This window comes from Mesorhizobium sp. L103C131B0 (assembly GCF_000502275.1).
In the GTDB taxonomy this organism is placed as follows: domain Bacteria; phylum Pseudomonadota; class Alphaproteobacteria; order Rhizobiales; family Rhizobiaceae; genus Mesorhizobium.
On record NZ_AYXC01000005.1, the window covers coordinates 93,914 to 111,534 of the forward strand.

General features: G+C 63.5%; 14 protein-coding genes. 7 read left to right on the forward strand and 7 right to left on the reverse strand.

Features of this window, described 5'->3' with window-relative positions; all coding sequences use genetic code 11:
* Window positions 1-173: 173 nt before the first annotated feature.
* Window positions 174-1,337, reverse strand: a complete 1,164-nt coding sequence (locus X730_RS153200; RefSeq protein ID WP_023826174.1) for a cysteine desulfurase family protein — start codon at window positions 1,335-1,337, stop codon at window positions 174-176.
* A 256-nt stretch (window positions 1,338-1,593) separates the two neighbouring features.
* Between X730_RS153200 and X730_RS153195 the strand changes: the two genes are divergently transcribed.
* Together X730_RS153195 and X730_RS153190 are read left to right on the forward strand one after the other, a co-directional pair.
* On the forward strand, window positions 1,594-2,268 hold the full coding sequence (locus tag X730_RS153195; protein WP_023669128.1) for an alpha/beta hydrolase: 675 nt from the start codon (window positions 1,594-1,596) through the stop codon (window positions 2,266-2,268).
* 219 nt (window positions 2,269-2,487) lie between these two features.
* Window positions 2,488-3,135 (forward strand): FMN-binding negative transcriptional regulator, encoded by a 648-nt coding sequence (locus X730_RS153190; protein WP_023700865.1) that lies wholly within the window; start codon window positions 2,488-2,490, stop codon window positions 3,133-3,135.
* 30 nt (window positions 3,136-3,165) lie between these two features.
* Here the strand turns inward: X730_RS153190 and X730_RS153185 are convergent, their stop codons facing one another.
* The 4 genes from X730_RS153185 to X730_RS153170 are packed head-to-tail and all read right to left on the reverse strand — an operon-like array spanning window position 3,166 to window position 6,863.
* On the reverse strand, window positions 3,166-4,071 hold the full coding sequence (locus X730_RS153185) for a phosphatase PAP2 family protein (RefSeq protein ID WP_023826176.1): 906 nt from the start codon (window positions 4,069-4,071) through the stop codon (window positions 3,166-3,168).
* A gap of 30 nt (window positions 4,072-4,101) precedes the next feature.
* Window positions 4,102-5,745, reverse strand: coding sequence for a glycosyltransferase family 39 protein (locus tag X730_RS153180; protein ID WP_023819423.1), 1,644 nt, complete (start codon window positions 5,743-5,745; stop codon window positions 4,102-4,104).
* 58 nt (window positions 5,746-5,803) lie between these two features.
* The gene (locus X730_RS153175) at window positions 5,804-6,136 is read right to left on the reverse strand and encodes a lipid-A-disaccharide synthase N-terminal domain-containing protein (RefSeq protein WP_023669132.1); all 333 of its coding nucleotides are present in this window, start codon (window positions 6,134-6,136) and stop codon (window positions 5,804-5,806) included.
* Entirely contained in the window at window positions 6,129-6,863 is a 735-nt protein-coding gene (locus X730_RS153170; protein ID WP_023739402.1) for a glycosyltransferase family 2 protein, read from the reverse strand. Before X730_RS153170 ends, X730_RS153175 begins: the two co-directional genes overlap by 8 nt.
* A 254-nt stretch (window positions 6,864-7,117) precedes the next feature.
* On the opposite strand from X730_RS153170, the gene tyrS reads away from it, so the two are divergent.
* The gene (tyrS, locus tag X730_RS153165; RefSeq protein ID WP_023826177.1) at window positions 7,118-8,371 is read left to right on the forward strand and encodes a tyrosine--tRNA ligase; all 1,254 of its coding nucleotides are present in this window, start codon (window positions 7,118-7,120) and stop codon (window positions 8,369-8,371) included.
* Between the two features lie 17 nt (window positions 8,372-8,388).
* Here tyrS and X730_RS153160 read toward each other — a convergent pair whose 3' ends face one another.
* Complete coding sequence (locus X730_RS153160; protein ID WP_023826178.1) at window positions 8,389-11,775, reverse strand: DUF3971 domain-containing protein; 3,387 nt, start codon at window positions 11,773-11,775, stop codon at window positions 8,389-8,391.
* A 184-nt stretch (window positions 11,776-11,959) separates the two neighbouring features.
* On the opposite strand from X730_RS153160, the gene X730_RS153155 reads away from it, so the two are divergent.
* Together X730_RS153155 and X730_RS153150 are read left to right on the forward strand one after the other, a co-directional pair.
* On the forward strand, window positions 11,960-12,427 hold the full coding sequence (locus tag X730_RS153155; protein ID WP_023706427.1) for a peroxiredoxin: 468 nt from the start codon (window positions 11,960-11,962) through the stop codon (window positions 12,425-12,427).
* A gap of 164 nt (window positions 12,428-12,591) precedes the next feature.
* Window positions 12,592-13,875, forward strand: a complete 1,284-nt coding sequence (locus X730_RS153150) for a M23 family metallopeptidase (RefSeq protein ID WP_023826179.1) — start codon at window positions 12,592-12,594, stop codon at window positions 13,873-13,875.
* Window positions 13,876-14,298: 423 nt separating this feature from the next.
* Here X730_RS153150 and X730_RS153145 read toward each other — a convergent pair whose 3' ends face one another.
* Window positions 14,299-15,480, reverse strand: a complete 1,182-nt coding sequence (locus tag X730_RS153145; protein ID WP_023815071.1) for a M24 family metallopeptidase — start codon at window positions 15,478-15,480, stop codon at window positions 14,299-14,301.
* A 212-nt stretch (window positions 15,481-15,692) separates the two neighbouring features.
* Here X730_RS153145 and X730_RS153140 point away from each other — a divergent pair, with 212 nt between their 5' ends.
* A complete protein-coding gene (locus X730_RS153140) occupies window positions 15,693-16,859 on the forward strand; it encodes an ROK family transcriptional regulator (RefSeq protein ID WP_023684846.1) in 1,167 nt (388 codons plus the stop codon).
* On the forward strand, window positions 16,856-17,620 hold the full coding sequence (locus X730_RS153135; RefSeq protein ID WP_023669142.1) for an ATP-binding cassette domain-containing protein: 765 nt from the start codon (window positions 16,856-16,858) through the stop codon (window positions 17,618-17,620). The genes X730_RS153140 and X730_RS153135 overlap by 4 nt, the downstream gene beginning before the upstream one ends.
* Window position 17,621: the final 1 nt, after the last annotated feature.

Genomic DNA, 17,621 nt, shown 5'->3' on the forward strand with positions numbered 1-17,621 from the left:
TCCACGCCGGGGTCAAGGCCCGACAGTTTTCAAACTATGGCATCGCCGAGGGCTGCCCATGAGGCGCCGAAGGCGGCGTAAGTTTCATATAGTGCGTCTCGGCCGGGAATTCACCCGGCCACTTGCAAACGCACGGCTCTACCAGGCCGCGAGGCCTGAATTCTTTGTCGCCTTCAGGCGGCTTGTTCCCTGCCCGCCCGGCGCTGGGCGATTTCGGCCAGCGCCGTACGAAACAGTTCGATGTCCCCGGCGCTCGTTGCGCGACCGATGGACACGCGCAAAGCGCCCAGGCTGTCGCCATGACCCATGGCTTTCAGCACATGGCTCGGCCCGACCTTGCCCGACGAACAGGCCGATCCCGCCGACAGCGCCACGCCGGCCAGATCGAACGCGATCTGCGCCGTCTCGGCCTTCACGCCGGGAATAGCGAAGAATGTCGTGTTGGCAAGCCTTGGCGCGCCGGATCCGAAGATTTCTGGGTCCGGCACCAGTGTTTTGATGATGGTTTCGACTTCGTCGCGGCGGTGCGCAAGCGTATCGACATGGTTCAGTCCGGCCAAAGCCTGCCGCGCCGCAGCGCCAAAGCCGGCGATGGCCGCCAGGTTTTCGGTGCCGCCGCGATGGCCCTTTTCCTGGCCCCCGCCATTGATCAGCGGCTTCGGCATCATCAGATCGGCTGCCGCAACGACGGCGCCGACACCCTTGGGGCCGCCGATCTTGTGCGAAGACAGAATCAAATAGTCGGCGTAAGCCGCTGACATATCGATGGGAACGCGGCCCGCAGCCTGCACCGCGTCGACCACCAGAATGCCGCCCACGACCTTGACGATTGCGGCGATGCGATCAATCGGCTGGATGACGCCGGTCTCGTTGTTGGCCGCATGGATCGCGACCAACGGCAGGCCTTCGGCCTTGTCATGCGCGGCCAGAGCGGCTGTCAGCTGAGCGAGGTCAGCGATGCCATCGGCGTCGACGCCGATCTGCGAAACCTGTGTTGCCGGGAAGCGGCCGCCGTTCAACAGGCAAGGGTGGTCGGCCTCGCAGACATAGAGCCGGCTCATGCGCACCGTGCCACGGCCCATCCGCCAATCCGGCGTCAGCAGCGTCGATGCGGCTTCCGTCGCGCCGGAGGTGAAGACGACATGCTCGGCCTTGGCGCCGACAAGTGCCGCCACATCGCGCCGGGCAGTGTCGATCAGGCGCCGCGCCGCGCGCCCCTCGGCATGCACCGACGACGGATTGGCGACGAGATCGAGCGCGGTAATCATCGCCTCGCGCGCCTCGGCAATGAGCGGCGCGCTGGCATTGTAGTCGAGATAGGCGCGTGCTGCGGCCATTTTCACCCAATCGATCCCGTCAAGACCCTTTCCGCAAGGATAGCGCGTTATTTCCTTGAAATTGCAAGGCAAGACGTCCTATTTACGCGGCTTGCGGCGAGGATGGCCGGGCCGTCACGGCTGGCTATCCAGTTTTGAACAATTCTAAACTAGCTTCTAAGAAGACGCTTGCCCTGCGTCAAGGCCCGGAAGGGCTGGGGCTAGAGTAAAGAGTTGTTCCGGGCGCCGCGCATTCGTATGCCATTTGGAGTATTTCATGCCTGAGGTCATTTTCACCGGTCCGGCCGGCCGCCTGGAGGGCCGCTACCAGCCTTCCAAGGAGAAGAGCGCGCCGATTGCCATCGTGTTGCATCCGCACCCGCAATTCGGCGGCACGATGAACAACAAGATCGTCTATGACCTCTTCTACATGTTCCAGAAGCGCGATTTCACCACGCTTCGCTTCAACTTCCGCGGCATCGGCCGCAGCCAGGGCGAATTCGACCACGGCACCGGCGAATTGTCGGATGCCGCCGCAGCGCTCGACTGGGTGCAGTCGCTGCATCCGGATTCCAAGAGCTGCTGGGTGGCCGGTTATTCCTTCGGCTCCTGGATCGGCATGCAGCTTCTGATGCGCCGGCCCGAGATCGAGGGCTTCATCTCGATCGCGCCGCAGCCCAACACCTATGATTTCTCGTTCCTGGCGCCCTGCCCGTCATCGGGTCTGATCATCCATGGCGATGCCGACAAGGTGGCGCCGCCCAAGGATGTGCAGGGCCTGGTCGACAAGCTGCACACGCAAAAGGGCATCACCATCACGCAGAAGACCTTGCCAGGCGCCAACCACTTCTTCGCCAACGACGCCGATCTGCTGCTCGAGGAATGCGCCGACTATCTCGACCGACGGCTGGCCGGCGAATTGTCCGATCCGCGGCCGAAGCGGCTGCGCTAAGAGCAATTCCAGGAAAAGTGTAAACGGGTTTTCCGTCCGGAATTGCGTCAAAACAAAAACTCCCGGTCCGATGCCGTCACAGTCGTGCCCATCATGGGCGCGACAATGCCATTTCGGCTGATCCAAACGGTGAAGCCAGCCTGACATGTGGCGCGGCTCGGCTGAACGGTGCACAATGCCGGTTCAGCCAGCGCAAGAAGGCATGACCGATCATGNATCATGTACCAGCCTCCCCATTTCCAGGAAACGCGGCCGGACGTCCTGCACGGGCTGATCCGGACGCATCCGCTGGGGTTGCTGATCTCCAACGGCACCGATGGCCCGGTCGCCAATGCCATTCCTTTCCTGCTTGATGCAGAGGTTGGGCCGAATGGCCGGCTGCGCGCCCATCTGGCCAGGGCCAACCCGCAATGGCGTCAGCTGGCCGACAATCCGACATCGCCGGTGCTGGTCGTCTTCCAGGGCGCCGACGCCTATGTGACGCCGTCCTGGTACGAGACCAAGCGCGAGACCGGCAAGGTCGTGCCGACCTGGAACTACGCCATTGTCCAGGTGCGAGGAACCGTCAGAGTGATCGAGGATTCCGCCTGGATCGCACAGCAGATCACCGAGCTGACGCTGTCGCAGGAAGGCGCCCGCGAGGCACCCTGGGCGGTGACCGATGCGCCGCCGACCTTCATCCAGTCGCAAATCAAGGGCATTGTCGGGCTTGAGATCGAGATCGCCGAAATCAGCGGCAAGTGGAAAGTCAGCCAGAACCGGCCTGTCGCCGACCGCGTCGGTGTCGCCGAAGGGCTGGAGAAGGACGCCGCCGGCGCGCCTGACATGGCTCGGCTGGTGCGGAGCTGGGGTGGCATCGACAGCTAGCTGGGGTGGTCTTAGATGGTTCCAAAGGCGTCAGCAATTCAGTTGCTTGCCGGCGCTGCTCCAATGCGGAAATTCGTCTTGTCTCGGCGCATCGTTTTGGTTTGGTTTGCGAGCCCGACGGAATAGGCGGAACGTAGTTTTTGCCACCGGCAACCCCGACGCCGTGTAGCGGAAGATACATCCCAGCCGGCCAAGCACCATCGCGCAGACGATGGCAACAGCACAGCCAAGGCCGAATCCGGCGACAGTGTCGCTCGGGTAGTGCGCGCCGATAAAGATCCGGGTCGATGCGACCGACAAGGTTGCTGCCAGCAGCACCCATCTGCGCTGGGGCAACAACAGCAGTGCAATGCCGAAAATGACGCCCATGGTCGTGGCATGGCCGGACGGGAAGCTGGCAAAGCGCGCCTCCAAGGAAAAAGGATGCAGCGACAAATCGCCGAGCTTGTCGAAATTCATCGGCCTGGCTCTGCCCACGCCATATTTCAGCACGTTGACGACCATGGCCGAGAGTGCGATCGAACCCAGCACCATGAAAGCAAAGCAGGTCCAGTTGTAGAAGGTCATCCGCGCGCGCCGGGAAAGGCTGCGCCAATCCGTCAGATTCGCGGCAATCAGCACCAATACCGACGGGACAAGATACCAGCCGCCTAGGCCGAAGAAGGTAAAAAACTCGGCGATGCGGAAGACATTGGTCGAGCCTGAAGCCCACTCCCTCGCCATGGTCCCTGCAAGATGGTCGAAACGGAGCGACACCGCGATCGTCAGCAAAAGCCAGGCCACAACCCAGACCGACCACAGGATTTTCGGGTAGCGCGCCGGGCGCGTCGCCAGGCGATGCCGTACAATCCCGAAAGTATCGCGGAAATTAGCGACAGACTGCCGGAGCATGGCAGGCAAAGCGGCACGCGCCGGCGATGGCGACTTCATCAACATGCGGAGCTCGGCGCGATCATTGAAGAGCTATCAGTTCGCCACACGGTACAGGCCGAGCGACAATTTATCACCTGACGAATAGTTGATGCCGTCGATCTCGGCGACGCGGCTGGCCTTCTTGCCTTGCCCTGCCAGCAGGTCATCCAGCCGTTTTTCATCGCCGACCGGCGCCAGGCCCAGCGCGCAGGCCGGATCGCCAAGCAGATGTTGCGCAACCCCGTCGACATCGGTCAGTACCGTCTTTGTGCCCACCAGAAATACCAGGCTCGGTTCGTGATATTGCGCGGAGGCGAGCACGCTCATCTCACAGGGACGATCGGCGCGAACCGCAGCCTCGATTTCCCGGCTCATCCAAATCGGTTTCAGTGACGGCACGATGACACCGAACAGCAGGGCGTAGGTTATACCGGCGCAAACCGCAGCCCCGCCGATGCGGACCAGCGGCACCAGCGTCTGGCGCGAAACAGCGAGGTAGCCGGCGCCCAATGCTGCCGCGGCGGCCGGAACGCTCCACCATAAAAATGTCTTCATGAGATAGATCGGCGCACCGACGCAAAGCACGGCGAGACCGACTGTCACCAGAACGGTGCCGAATGCGGTCGCCCACCACAGCCATGTCTGCCAGCGCCTGAGCGGCGCATTTGCCTCTTGCGGCGTCAGCGTCAAAAGCCAGCCGATGAGCAGGGCCATGCCGGGATAGGCCGGCAGCACATAATGCGGCAGTTTCGTCGGGATCAATTCGAAGACGAGCCAGAACGGAACGTACCAGGCGAGGCAGAAACGCAGGCGCGGATCGTCGCGCAATCGGTTGAGCGCCTGCAGTCCGGCGCCGAGCGCCACAAGGCCGAACGGCCACATGAACAGGCAATAGGTCAGCACGTAGAAGCCCGGCGGAACGCCGTGCGACTCCTCGCCTTGCGCGACCTTGCCGAGCATATCCTTGCCGACGGCCTGCTGCAGGAAGGCGCCGTTGCTCTTCCAGGTGATGAGGGCGAGCCAAGGCAGCACGATCAACAGCACCAGAATCAGCCCACGCCCGGCTTTCAGCCTCGCCAGCCAGCGCCAGTCGCGCTCGAAAGCAACCAGCGTGAGCACCGTCAGCGCCGACAGCAGCGGTGCAATCGGCCCCTTGATGAGGATAGCCGCGCCCTGCGCAGCCCAGAAAATCCACGGCAGATGGCCGGCGACAGGCTCGTTGCGGCGCGATGCCAGATAAATCTGCGCCAGCGCGCCTTGCGCCAGAACGCAGCAGGCAAGCAGCATCGCGTCGGTCTTGGCGTCACGGCCTTCGAAGGCGGTGGCGAAAATCGCCGCCATGACCAGGCCGGCGGCAAGACCGGCATTGGCGCCGAACAGATTGGCCCCGGTCCAGGCGATTGCGACGACGGCGATGGCGATGCCCAGCGCCGAGATCAGCCGGTAAATCCAGATCGGCGCCTGTGCCCCCTCGCCGCTCAGCGTCACCGCCGCCGATTGCAGCCAGTAGATGCCGATCGGCTTTTGGTAGCGCGACGCGTCCTGGAAGCGGATGTCGACATAGTCGCCGGTCTCCGTCATCTGCTTGGTCGCCTGGACGAAGCGCGGCTCGTCGCGGTCGAGCGGCGGCAAAGAGGCCAGTCCCGACGCCGTCATCATCAGGCTGAACAGGAAGAGAAAGATGTAGTTCCTGCTCATTTCGACACCGGACAGACTGGTCAACACCGGACAGACTGGATTTGGCGGGACTGGTGGCTCAGTCGACCTTGGTCATCGCCGCCTTGCGCTCATTGGCGATGAGCCATAAATTTCTGACATAGATCACCATGCCCATGGCCTGGCCGGCGATGAACACCGGATCCTCACGCTGGATGGCGTAGACGAGCAGCAGCCCGCCGCCGAACAGCGAGAAGAACCAGAAAGCGATCGGCACGACGCTGCGCTTGGCCTTTTCCGAAGCGATCCACTGCACCAGGAAGCGCATGGTGAAGAAGAACTGGGCAACGAAGCCGAGCAGAACCCAGGCGTCGAACTGCTTGACGAAAACCTGGTGCAGCCAGGTCGCCAATTCCTGAAACACGTTAGCCATGCGTGATTTCCTCTACCTTTGGCATTCTGCGGCGCCGGCGCCGAAGCCACCAGACGCCGGCGAGATCGAGCGCGCCCTGCAGGCCGCGATCGAAGATGCCGTAATTCGACTTGCCGTGGCGGCGCGAGCGGTCGACGACGTCGCAATGGACGACGCGGTAGCCTTCCTGGATGACCAGGGCCGGAACGAAACGATGCGTGCCGTCGAAGAAGGGCAGTTTGCGTAGGATATCGGTGTGGATCGCCTTCAGGCCGCAGCCAGTGTCGCGGGTGTCGTCATGCAGGATCGCGCCGCGCAGCCAGTTGGCGAAACGCGATGCCAATTGCTTGATCTTGCTGTCGCGGCGCTTCAATCGCTGCCCCTGCGCGGCGCCGAAATCGGGCCCTGCCCGACGCAGCGCATCGACCAGAACGGGGATATATTGCGGGTCGTTCTGGCCGTCGCCGTCGATGGTGGCGACGATCGAGCCGCGCGCCGCCCAAGCGCCCGAGCGCACCGAAAGCGACTGGCCGGCGGATTTTTCGTGCCGCAGCTGCCGAAGCGGAAACGGACGTTTGGCGGCTTCAGCGGCAAGCACCGAAGCGGTGTCGTCAGTCGAACCGTCATTGACGACGATGATTTCGAAATCGCGCCCGGTCATCGCCGCCTCGATCTCGTCGATCAGCAGCGGCAGGTTCGCCGCCTCGTTGCGGCAGGGAATGACGATGGATATCAATGCGTCCGGCATATCGCGTCGGGCTCTGTCACAAGATATGGCATTCGGTGGATGCCGTGCGGTGCCGTTCCAGCGGATCGAACCCGTTGGCGCGGCGCCTCATTACGCCAGCCGACAGGATGAAGCAAGCATGCGCGGCAGTGCAGAATAGGCTGTCCATGCCGGCGCAAAATCGGAAACCACTTTTGCTTGACGCGCTTGGATGCTAAACGCCCGCGTTCAGGCCATGCCGGGCCGTTCGGACCCGGCGCTTTCAGGAAGAAACAATGTCCGCCTTCAAGTCCGATTTCCTGCGCGTCATGAGCGAGCGCGGCTTCATCCACCAGATTTCGGATGAGACCGGGCTGGATCAACTTTTCGCGAAGGAAACCGTGACCGCCTATGTCGGCTACGACGCCACGGCGACCAGCCTGCACATCGGCAATCTGATATCGGCGACCATGCTCTACTGGATGCAGGAGACCGGACACCGGCCGATCGCGCTGATGGGCGGCGGCACCTCGATGATCGGCGACCCGTCCTTCCGCGACGACCAGCGCAGCCTTTTGACGCCCGAGGCGATCGCCACCAACATCGAAGGCATCAAGCGAATTTTTGGCCGCATCCTGCGCTTCGGCGACACTGGCAATGACGCCATCATGGTCAACAATGCCGACTGGCTGATGAAGCTCAACTATGTCGAGTTCCTGCGCGATGTCGGCCGCCACTTTTCGGTCAACCGGATGCTGACCTTCGACAGCGTCAGGCTGCGGCTCGAGCGCGAACAGTCGCTGTCCTTCCTCGAATTCAACTACATGATCCTGCAAGGCTATGATTTCGTCGAGCTCAGCCGCCGCCACGACTGCCGGCTGCAGATGGGCGGTTCGGACCAGTGGGGCAACATCATCAACGGCGTCGATCTCGGCCACCGCATGGGCACGCCGCAGCTTTATGCGCTGACCACGCCGCTGCTGACGACATCGTCGGGCGCCAAGATGGGCAAATCGGCCAAGGGCGCGGTGTGGCTGAACGGCGACCTCTTCTCGCCCTATGACTTCTGGCAATACTGGCGCAACACCGAGGATGCCGACGTCGAGCGCTTCCTGAAGATCTTCACCCGGCTGCCGCTGTCGGAGATCGCGCGGCTGGCCGCCCTTGGCGGCTCGGAGATCAACGAGGCCAAGAAGGTGCTGGCCACCGAAACCACGGCCATCGTGCACGGCCGCGAGGCGGCGCTCGCGGCCGAGGAAACCGCGCGCAAGACGTTCGAGGAAGGCGTGACGGCCGAAACCCTGCCGAGCGTCGAGGTGGATGGCGCGGCGCTGGAAGGTGGCATCGGCATCCTGTCGCTGCTGGTCACCGCGGGCCTTGCCGGGTCCAACGGCGAGGCAAGGCGTCACATACAGGGTGGCGCCGTGCGCCTCAATGACCAGCCGGTTTCGGACGACCGGCGGATGGTGACGCCTCAGGATTTGAGTCCGGAAAACGTCGCAAAGCTTTCAGTGGGCAAGAAAAAACACGTTCTGGTGCGGCCGGTCTGAGCCGTCTTCTGGGATCCTCAACGATACTCGAAGATCGAGCGGAAAATGCCCGGCGCGATCACCGATAGCGGGTTGATGTCCAGCACCGGCTTGTTGGCGTTGCCCTTAAGCCGGTAGGTGACGCCGATCAGCCCGCGGTCGCGGCCATTGCCGAGCAGAACGCCGACCAACGGCAACTCGCCGAAGATGCGGTTGAGGCCATAGGCCGGCATGAAGGTTCCGGTCATGTCCATATTGTTGTTCTGGTCGTAGAGCGTGCCTTGGAAGGTGGTGCCGATGCGCGGGCCGCGCAGCACGCCATTCGCCAATTTCAAATAGCCCGACCCCTTGTCGATCTCGGTAAAGCCGCGCTCGAATTTTACCCGCGAAGTGTCGATCTTGCCCTTGACCGCTTCGTTCAAGCTGCGGCTATCGCCGGTTGGCGTGGTCGAGACGATGGAGGCGAGCTTGGGTTCATTGACGATGAAGAAGTTGCTCGAATCGACCTGTCCCCGCATCGGGCCGTCGGCTGTGCCGCTCAGCGCCAGCGTGATCGATCCGCCTTCCATGTGCTCGTAGATGTTGAGGAAGCGCAATATGGCGCCTGCGTCGGCCGACTTCATGGTGAGCGCGCGAGCACCATTGCCTGCCGTATTGCTGATGGTGATGGCGGCGCCGGAACTTGCCGCGGCGCTGACCTTGAGCCTGTTCACTCTGGAGCCGGCGGCACTGTAGTCGAGCTTCAAATTGGACAGGACCTCGTCATGGAACCCGGTTAGCGAATTGACGTCGGCGCTGACCGAAACCGCGTCCGTGCCGGTGGTTTTGGTGGCGGTATCGACATCGGAGGTGAACTGCTTGATCAGCGAGCGGGCATCGAGCGCGTTGCCGCTGACATCGACGGCAAAGCCCTTGCCCGACCGCTTCACCGTCACAGCGACATCGTCGCCCCGGTTCAAGGCGACTTTGCTGAAGCGGGCCGAAGACAGCGCGCCCTTGACCAGGACGACGTCGCCTTCGACCGAAAAGCTCTTTCCGTCGAGGTCGAAGTCGGACAGCGTCGTGGTATCGCCGGACTTGCTCATGGTAAAAGTGGCATTGGCGGGAATGCCCGGCCCCTTGCTCCAGCCTGCCCAGGGAATGTCCAGCCTGGCGCTCGTCAGGTCAACGTCGACGTTCTGGCTGCCGCCTTCGCCGCTCTTGTCGATTGCCACCTTGATAGTGCCGGAAATCAGCGGCGACAGGCCAGGCATGGCGATGGCGCGCGTCTTGTCGTCGAGCACAAGCGCCACCTTGCGGCTGCGCGGCGGCCCGCCATCCCTGAGCGGCTCAACCAGATCGAGCTCGGCTGGAATGCCGTTCAGCCGCGCCTTGGCAGAGATCACCGCCTTGCCGGGCCCGACTTCGATCGAGCCGTCGGCATCGGTCACCATCTGGCCTTCGAACGGCTTGGCGAGCGACAGGTCCTTGTAGTCGAGCGATACCAGCCAATCGAGCTTCGACGTGTCGACGCCGGATTGCAACGGAATGTCGGCCTTGACGTGGCCGGTCACCGTGCCCGACAGGTCGTCCGGCAAGATGCCGACATGGCGCATGGCGTTGATCGGTTCGTAGGAGGCAAGTTCGGCGATGGCCGGCGCCTCGCCGGCGACGTCGATGTCGAGCGCGCCGATCACCGGCGGGTGGTTTGCCGCCTTTACCGACAGTGTGCCATTGCTTGCCGCCACGGTGCGGCCGCTCGGCATATAGACGCTGCCCGACGACAGCGCGACGTCGACATCGTTGCCGTGGAAGGAAACGACGCCGACGGCATCGCGTATCGGCGGGATGCGGCCGGCGGTGTCGAAACGCGAGCCCTCGACCTGGAAGCGGCCGAACACCTCGTCGGCCGAAAGCGGCACGCCGTTGCCGAGACGCCCCGGCACGACCTGGAACTGCAGGCTGGCATCGACGACGCGGCCGCCAAACAGGTTCTGCAGCACCCACAGCCGCGCGTTCTTGGCCGAGAACCAGGGCCACAATTGCTTGACGTGCGAGACCGCCATGTCGTGGACGTTGAGCGACACCGAGATACCCGGCGGTCCGTTGTCGATGAAGGAAACCGCAGCGGTTCCCAGCACTTCGCTCCCCGATCCCGACCTGATGCCGATCTGGTCGGCGACAAGCTTGCGGCTCTTGATCTGATAGACGCCGGCGATGCGGGCGAAGAAATTCAGCGCCGGCTCGGGCGATTCCGAAGGCGCCAGCGTCGAGCCGTCGCTGGTCAGGTCGTAACGATAGGAAGGCTCCTCGCCGGCCGCGCCGGTCGACGGCTTTGGCCCGATCGAGCCGGCGAAATTGAACGCCGAGCGCCCGGTCTTTAGAACCAGCCTGCCGACATCGATCTTGTTGGAGCCGGAGACAAGGGCGGCGTCGACATCGACATCGGCCGGCAACAGCCCGCGTGTGCCGAGGTCGAGCACCGAGCCGGTTAGCGACAGCGAGCCCGTCAGCCGCGAATCGGTCTCGCCCGAGCCTTCGGATCCCGTGAGCTTCAAAGCCATCGCGCCGGTTCGCCCGCCGGCCGCCGGCGTTGTCTCCGCGACATCCGCCATGTCGATGGCGGCGTTCAAGGCGGTAACGCGCATCGAGCTCGTATCGCGGGTGGCGGTGGCCGTGACGGTGAGCGCGCGGCCATCGACATCCGCCTCGGACGAGAACTCCATGCTGCCGGGGCCTGACTGCAGCACCGTGGCGTTGGCGATCGTGACCAGCTTGACCGATCCGGCCTCGGGCAGCTCGAACGCGACATTTTTGAGATCGATGCGGCGCATCGAATCCTCGCGCACGGCATCGAGTGCACGATTGACGTCACTGAAGACGACGGCGGCCAGTTTTTCCGGATCGATGAGACCGTCTTGATTGCGCAGGCGCGCTATCCAGTCACCACCCGACGGCATTGCCGCGGTGACGATATGGGCGTCGGAAATCCTGGCGCTGGTCAGCCGAACCTCGCCCGAAAGCAGCGGGACCAGCCGGATGCCGAAGCGGACGCGCCCGGCATCGGCCATCGGCTTGCCGTCGGCCGTCTCGACGCTGACATCCTTGACCTGCAGCGCAATGAAGCTCGATCCGTCAAGTGTCAGGCTGGCAGGACCGACGGCGACTTTGACGTCGAAACCGGCCAGTTTCTCGATCGCCGTTTCGGCTTCCAACCGCAGCCGTTCGCTGCCGATGCCGGTGGCGCCGATGACGTAGACGGCGGCCGCCGCCAGCAGCACAAGGGCTCCAATGCCGGCAAACAGCCGGGCAAGGATGCGAAAGCCGCGGCCGATCCGTGCCTTGCCGAGCGGCGGCACGCGGCAAGCGGACGGGAAAGCCCCCAGGTCGGTGATCTCGTCACGCCTGAACCGGATTTTCTCGTGCTGCGGTTCTTCCTGATCCACGCAATTTTCCGTTGTGCGAATTCGATCGTGGACGAATCCCCGCCCGACACTATAACGACGCAGGCTAGAGCATGATGCCGAAAAGTGTGAGGCGGTTTTCTCGGACAAACGGTTTCCGTTTGTCCAGACATCATGCTCTATCTCTTTGATTTAGGGCCGCGTAACCTCAAACAAGGGCATTGATATGGCTGATCTCGACGTTGGCGACGTTGCGCCGCAATTCGATCTTCCGCGCGACGGCGGCGGCTCGATCAGCCTTGCCTCGATGCGGGGGAAGCCCGTTGTACTTTATTTCTATCCGCAGGACGACACCACAAGTTGTACCAATGAGGCGATCAGCTTTTCGCAGCTGAAGCCGGAGTTCGAAAAGGCCGGCGCCGTGGTGATCGGCCTGTCGCCGGACAGCGTGAAGAAGCACGACAAGTTCAAAACCAAATACGATCTCACCGTCGACCTGGTTGCCGACGAGGAGCGCAAGGTGATCGAGGCTTACAATCTGTGGGTCGAAAAGACGATGTATGGCCGCAACTATATGGGCGTCGAGCGGGCGACGTTCCTGATCGGCAAGGACGGGCGGATCGCCGGGATCTGGCGCAAGGTCCGGGTGAAAGGCCATGCCGAAGCAGTGCTGGAGGCGGTCCGCGCGCTCTGAGGCGCCACCGATCTGGCCAACGCCGCGCAGTGCATTAGGGGCATAAGACATATATGCGGTTGGCTGACACCGTTGGTCACTAGCGCGCCCGCGACGGCAAAACTTTGTTAACCCTAATAATGTGTAATCGGGCTTCGTTGGTGTCGTAACGAAAGCTTGGTCCCGTGAACCTAACCGGTCAGTCAGCGGTCTTCGGCAGGCGCAAGGAGCCGCATACGGTCATCATTGCGCGGGGCAATGAAATACGGCATTTCACCATCCGGCCGTGGCTCGTCGCCTTTTTCGGCTCGGCACTGGCGGCGATCGCCATCGGCTATCTCTTGGCGACCTCCTATCTCGTACTGCGCGACGATCTGATCGGCGCCACCACGGCCCGGCAGGCGCGCATGCAGCAGGCCTATGAAGATCGCATTTCCGCATTGCGCGCGCAGGTCGACCGCATCACCAGCCGCCAGCTTCTCGACCAAAAACTGATGGAAACCAAGGTCAGCGAATTGATCGAGCGGCAGAGCCAGCTCAGCCAGCGCCATGGCCGCCTCGGCCCGATTCTCGAGCGGGCCGAAAACGAAGTCGGGACGCTGCCAACCGCTGATGCCGCAGCGACAACAAAACCCGACGAACATGCCGAACTGACTGGCGGCGAGCCACTCGCCTATTCGGTCGCCAGCCTTGGTTCGGGCGACACCAGGCCATTCTCGCTGTGGTCGACACGTTCCGATCCGCTGCCCAGCGAAACGGCTGCGGACCGCGCCGACAAATTGTTCGTCTCGATCAATGATTCACTGAAGGCTATCGAGAGCCAGCAACTCACCCGCATCGAAACCCTGGCCGACAACGCCTACAAGAACGCCGATGCCATCACCCAGGCGCTGGAAGCGGCCGGTCTGCCGGTCGACAGTGATTTCGGCAAAAACGAAAGCGATGTCGGCGGACCGCTGATCCCGCTTGACAGCTCGATGATGTTCGACAGCAAGGTCAAGGAACTGGACGAGGCGCTGGATACGCTCGACCAGTTGAAGAAAGAGGCGCGGCGGCTGCCGCTCGCCAACCCGGCGCCGGGCCACTCCGTCACCAGCCCGTTCGGCGTGCGCACTGACCCCATCCTCGGCACCGCTGCCCTGCACTCGGGCATGGATTTCCGCGCGCCGGTCGGCATGGCAGCCAAGGTCACGGCGGCCGGAATCGTTACCAAGGCCGGCTGGAACGGCGGCTATGGCCGCATGGTCGAGGTCGATCACGGCAACGGCTTTGCCACGCGCTACGGCCATCTGAGCGAGATCGACGTTGCCGTCGGCCAAAAACTCGCAGCCGGCGACATCATTGGCAAAACCGGCAGCAGCGGCCGTTCGACCGGCCCGCACCTGCACTACGAAGTCCGCCACAATGGCGAGGCCATCGACCCGCTGCGCTTCCTGACCGTCGGCAAGAAGGTCGAGCAGTATCTGTAGGGTCAAGCCAGGCTGGTTGCTGCCCAACTTCGCCGCGCCCTGCCCGCTGGTTCCGCGATCCAGGGTCGCACCAAGCGCGGACCCGTGCCGACAAAACTGTCCCTGGGCTGAGGCAGATGCACGGCCACTGCGAAGCCCATCGAGCCATGGGCGTCATGGCCGCAGGCATGCATCACCTTATCGCCACATTGCGATTGACGGCCTCGCGGAGCCGACGATATCGACGGCCAGGCCGTAGCGGGCGACGTCGCGGAGTGTCTGATATCCCGTGCCCGGCCAGCATCGGCCTGAGATAAGCTCCCGTCCCAATCTTTCGGTTCGATAATTCGGGATGGCGGTGCAGATGACGGCGGATCTCGACCATCCGATCGAGAATTCCGGCATCGATGCGGGGGCGCGGCACCGCCCGGTGCTGCCGACCGGTCAGGATTTGACATGGATGTCTCGCGGGAATTTGGTCAGCGTCTCATGGCCGGTCTCGGTCACCAGAATGGTCTCGCTGATCTCGATGCCCCAGCCATCCATCCACATGCCAAGAATGGAGTGCAGGACGTTGCCGGGTTGCAGCGCGGTCTTGTCGCCGGGCCGCAGGCTGATCGTGTGCTCGCCCCAATCCGGGGGATAAGCGACGCCGATGGAGTAGCCGATGCGCGATTCCTTCTTCAGCCCGTAGCGCTGGATAACCTTGCGCCATGCGGCCTCGACCGCTTCGGCTGTGGTCCCCGGCCTGACCGCGTCGAGCACCGCATCCATGCCTTCGATCACCGCCTTTGCGGTGTCGGCGACACGGGCCGGCGTCTTGCCGAGCTGCATCGTTCGGGCGAGGCCTGCGGCATAGCGGCGGCAGACACCGGCAAGTTCGAGCGCAATCGTTTCGTCCTTGCCGAAGCGCCGATCGCTCCACATGATGTGCGGAGCCGATGCATTCTCGCCGCCGAGGATGGTCGGCGGCAGTGCCGTGATGTCGCCGGCGAAGTCTGGACTGCCGGCAATCTGCGCCGCCTGGATCGCGGCAATCGCATCGCATTCGCGCACGCCTGGCGCGATGACTTCGAAGGCCCGCGAAACCGCCGATTCGGCAAGTGTCGACGCCTTGCGCAGATAAGCAATTTCGGGCGCGGATTTGACGGCGCGGATCCAGTTCACCAGCAGATCGGCGTCGTGCCATTTCGCATTGGGCAGGCCGGCGACGAGCCGGGCATGCGCCTTCGGCGAGAAATAATAGGCTTCGAGCTCGATGCCGATATGTCTCGCGCCCCAGCCCTTGGCGACGATGCAGGCCGCTATCCAGTCCATCGGATGGCGATCGGCGCGCTGCACGTGGTCCTCGGGGAAGCCGACCACATTCTCCGGCTTCATCCAGGCCGTCAGCAAGCCGCCTGCCGCATCCATGGCGCGGCCGATCCAGACCGGCTCGGCCTCGTTTTCGATCGGGACAAGCACGATCTGCGGCGTGTAGAACGACCAGCCGTCATAGCCGGTGATGTAATGCTGGTTGGCGACATCGTTGACGACCAGCAGTTCCAGCCCACGCGCCGCCATCTCGGCGCGGATCTTCTTGAGCCGCCGCTGGTACTCATCGCGCGCAAAAGGCAATTCGATCATCGGTTTTCCTGCTGGATCACTGGTCGGGCGAGCCCCGCGCCCGCCTGACGTCATTCACCATTGCGGTGGTTTCAGCCCGGCTGCAATCGGCCAGCGCGGCACATGGGACAGGTCCTGCACCGCGTCTGGGAACCATTCCGAATTATTTTTGAATTCCATTTGACTGAATAAATTGCCTGTGCAAGTCTTGGCCTTCCTAAAGGGCGCGGGACATGGCACTGCGGGGAACCAATCAGGAGTTCGGGCGGCCTTACAACCGGCGCATCGTGCTGGAGTCCATCCGCCTTCACGGTCCCATAGCTCGCGGCGACATTGCCGGCCGCGTTGGCCTCACCGTCCAGACCGTATCGACCATCGTTCGCGAACTCGAAGAGCATGGTTATGTGCTGTCGCTGCGCGAAGAGCCGCGCGGACGCGGGTTGCCGCCGGCGACGCTCAGGATCAACCCCGAGGGCGGCTATGCCGTCGGCGTCCACCTCACCCCGCTGGGGATCGACGCGGCGCTCATCAATCTCAGCGGCGATGTCATCGAGAGCATGCATCGCGAGGCGCCGCATGCGACGCCCGACCATGCCTTCGAGCTGATCGGCGCGATGGTGCCCGAGTTGACCGCGCTGCGGCCCGGCGGACGCGTGCTCGGCATCGGCATGGCGCTGCCTGGACCGTTCGGCGTGGAGTCGATGAGCTTCGTCGGCCCGACGACCATGGCCGGCTGGAAGGATGTCGCGCTGCCGGAACGGCTGGCGGCGTCGACCGGGCTGCCGGCCTTCTTCGAAACCGACATGGCGGCGGCGGCCATGGGCGAACGGCTTTACGGTCTCGGCTCGGGTTATTCCGAATACTACTACCTCTATTTCGGCGTCGGCCTCGGCGGCGTCATCGTGCATGACGGCGCGGTGATGCGCGGCGCCTGGGGCAATGCCGGCGAAATCGGACACATCCCTGCCGTTCCGGGCGGCGAGCCTTGCCCATGCGGCAACAGCGGCTGCCTCGAACGGTATCTCTCGCTCGAAGCACGTCGCCGCCGCAACATCAGCGATGCCGCCTGGGTGGCCGAGATCGCGCCGATCTTCCGCAACGCCATCGTCACAATCGAGAATGTGTTCGACCCCGAAACCGTCATCCTCGGCGGGCTCGCCCCCACCGAGCTCCTGGAAAAGCTGGTCGGCGCGGCGGGACAGCTTCCCAATTCGGTCTCGGCGCGGCGCGACCGCAAGACACCGCGCGTGACGGTGGCGACCGGCGGCAAGCATTCGGTGCTGCGCGGCGCTGCCGCATTGGCCGTTTCGGGCGTGCTGTCGCCGCGCTTCGGCCAGATGTTCATTGCCGAGCGCGAGCGCCGGTCAGACCTCATGCACAGCAAGGGAGTGGCGGCATGACCGAACCGCTGCTGGTACTCGAAAACGTCACCAAGAATTACGGCGCCATTCATGCGCTGAGGGGCATCAGCTTCTCGATCGGCAAGGGCGAAGTCGTGGCGCTGCTCGGCGACAACGGCGCCGGCAAGTCGACACTGGTCAAGATCATCGCCGGCGGCCTCGAGCCGAGCTCCGGCCGCATGCTGTTCGAGGGCAAGGAATTCCTGGCGAAAACGCCGGCCGAGGCCAAGGCTGCCGGCATCGAGACCGTCTACCAGGACCTGTCGCTCTGCACCAATGTCGACGTCGTCGCCAATTTCTTCATGGGCCGCGAAATCACCCGCAAGGTTCTCGGTGTCCCCATCCTCGACGAGCGCGCCATGGAGGCCGTGGTCGGCAAGGCGCTGGCAAGTGCCGGCACCCGCATCCCGTCGCTGCGCACCAATGTCGAGCATCTCTCGGGCGGCCAACGCCAGGCCATCGAGCTCAACCGCTTCGTGCACTGGGGCGGCAAGCTGGTGCTGCTTGACGAGCCGTTCGCGGCACTCGGCGTCGAGCAGACCAGGCGCGGTCTCGAGATGATCCGCCAGGTGGCCAACCAGGGCATCGGCGTCGTCATCATCACCCACATCATGCAACAGGCTTTCCAGGTCGCCGACCGGATCGTGGTGATCCGGCAAGGCGTCGTGGCCGGCGATGTCGCACGCAACAAAACAAGTCCCGATGCGGTGATCAACATGATCACCGGTGAGACGCTTGCCGGTGCCGGACCGGCAGGTTGAG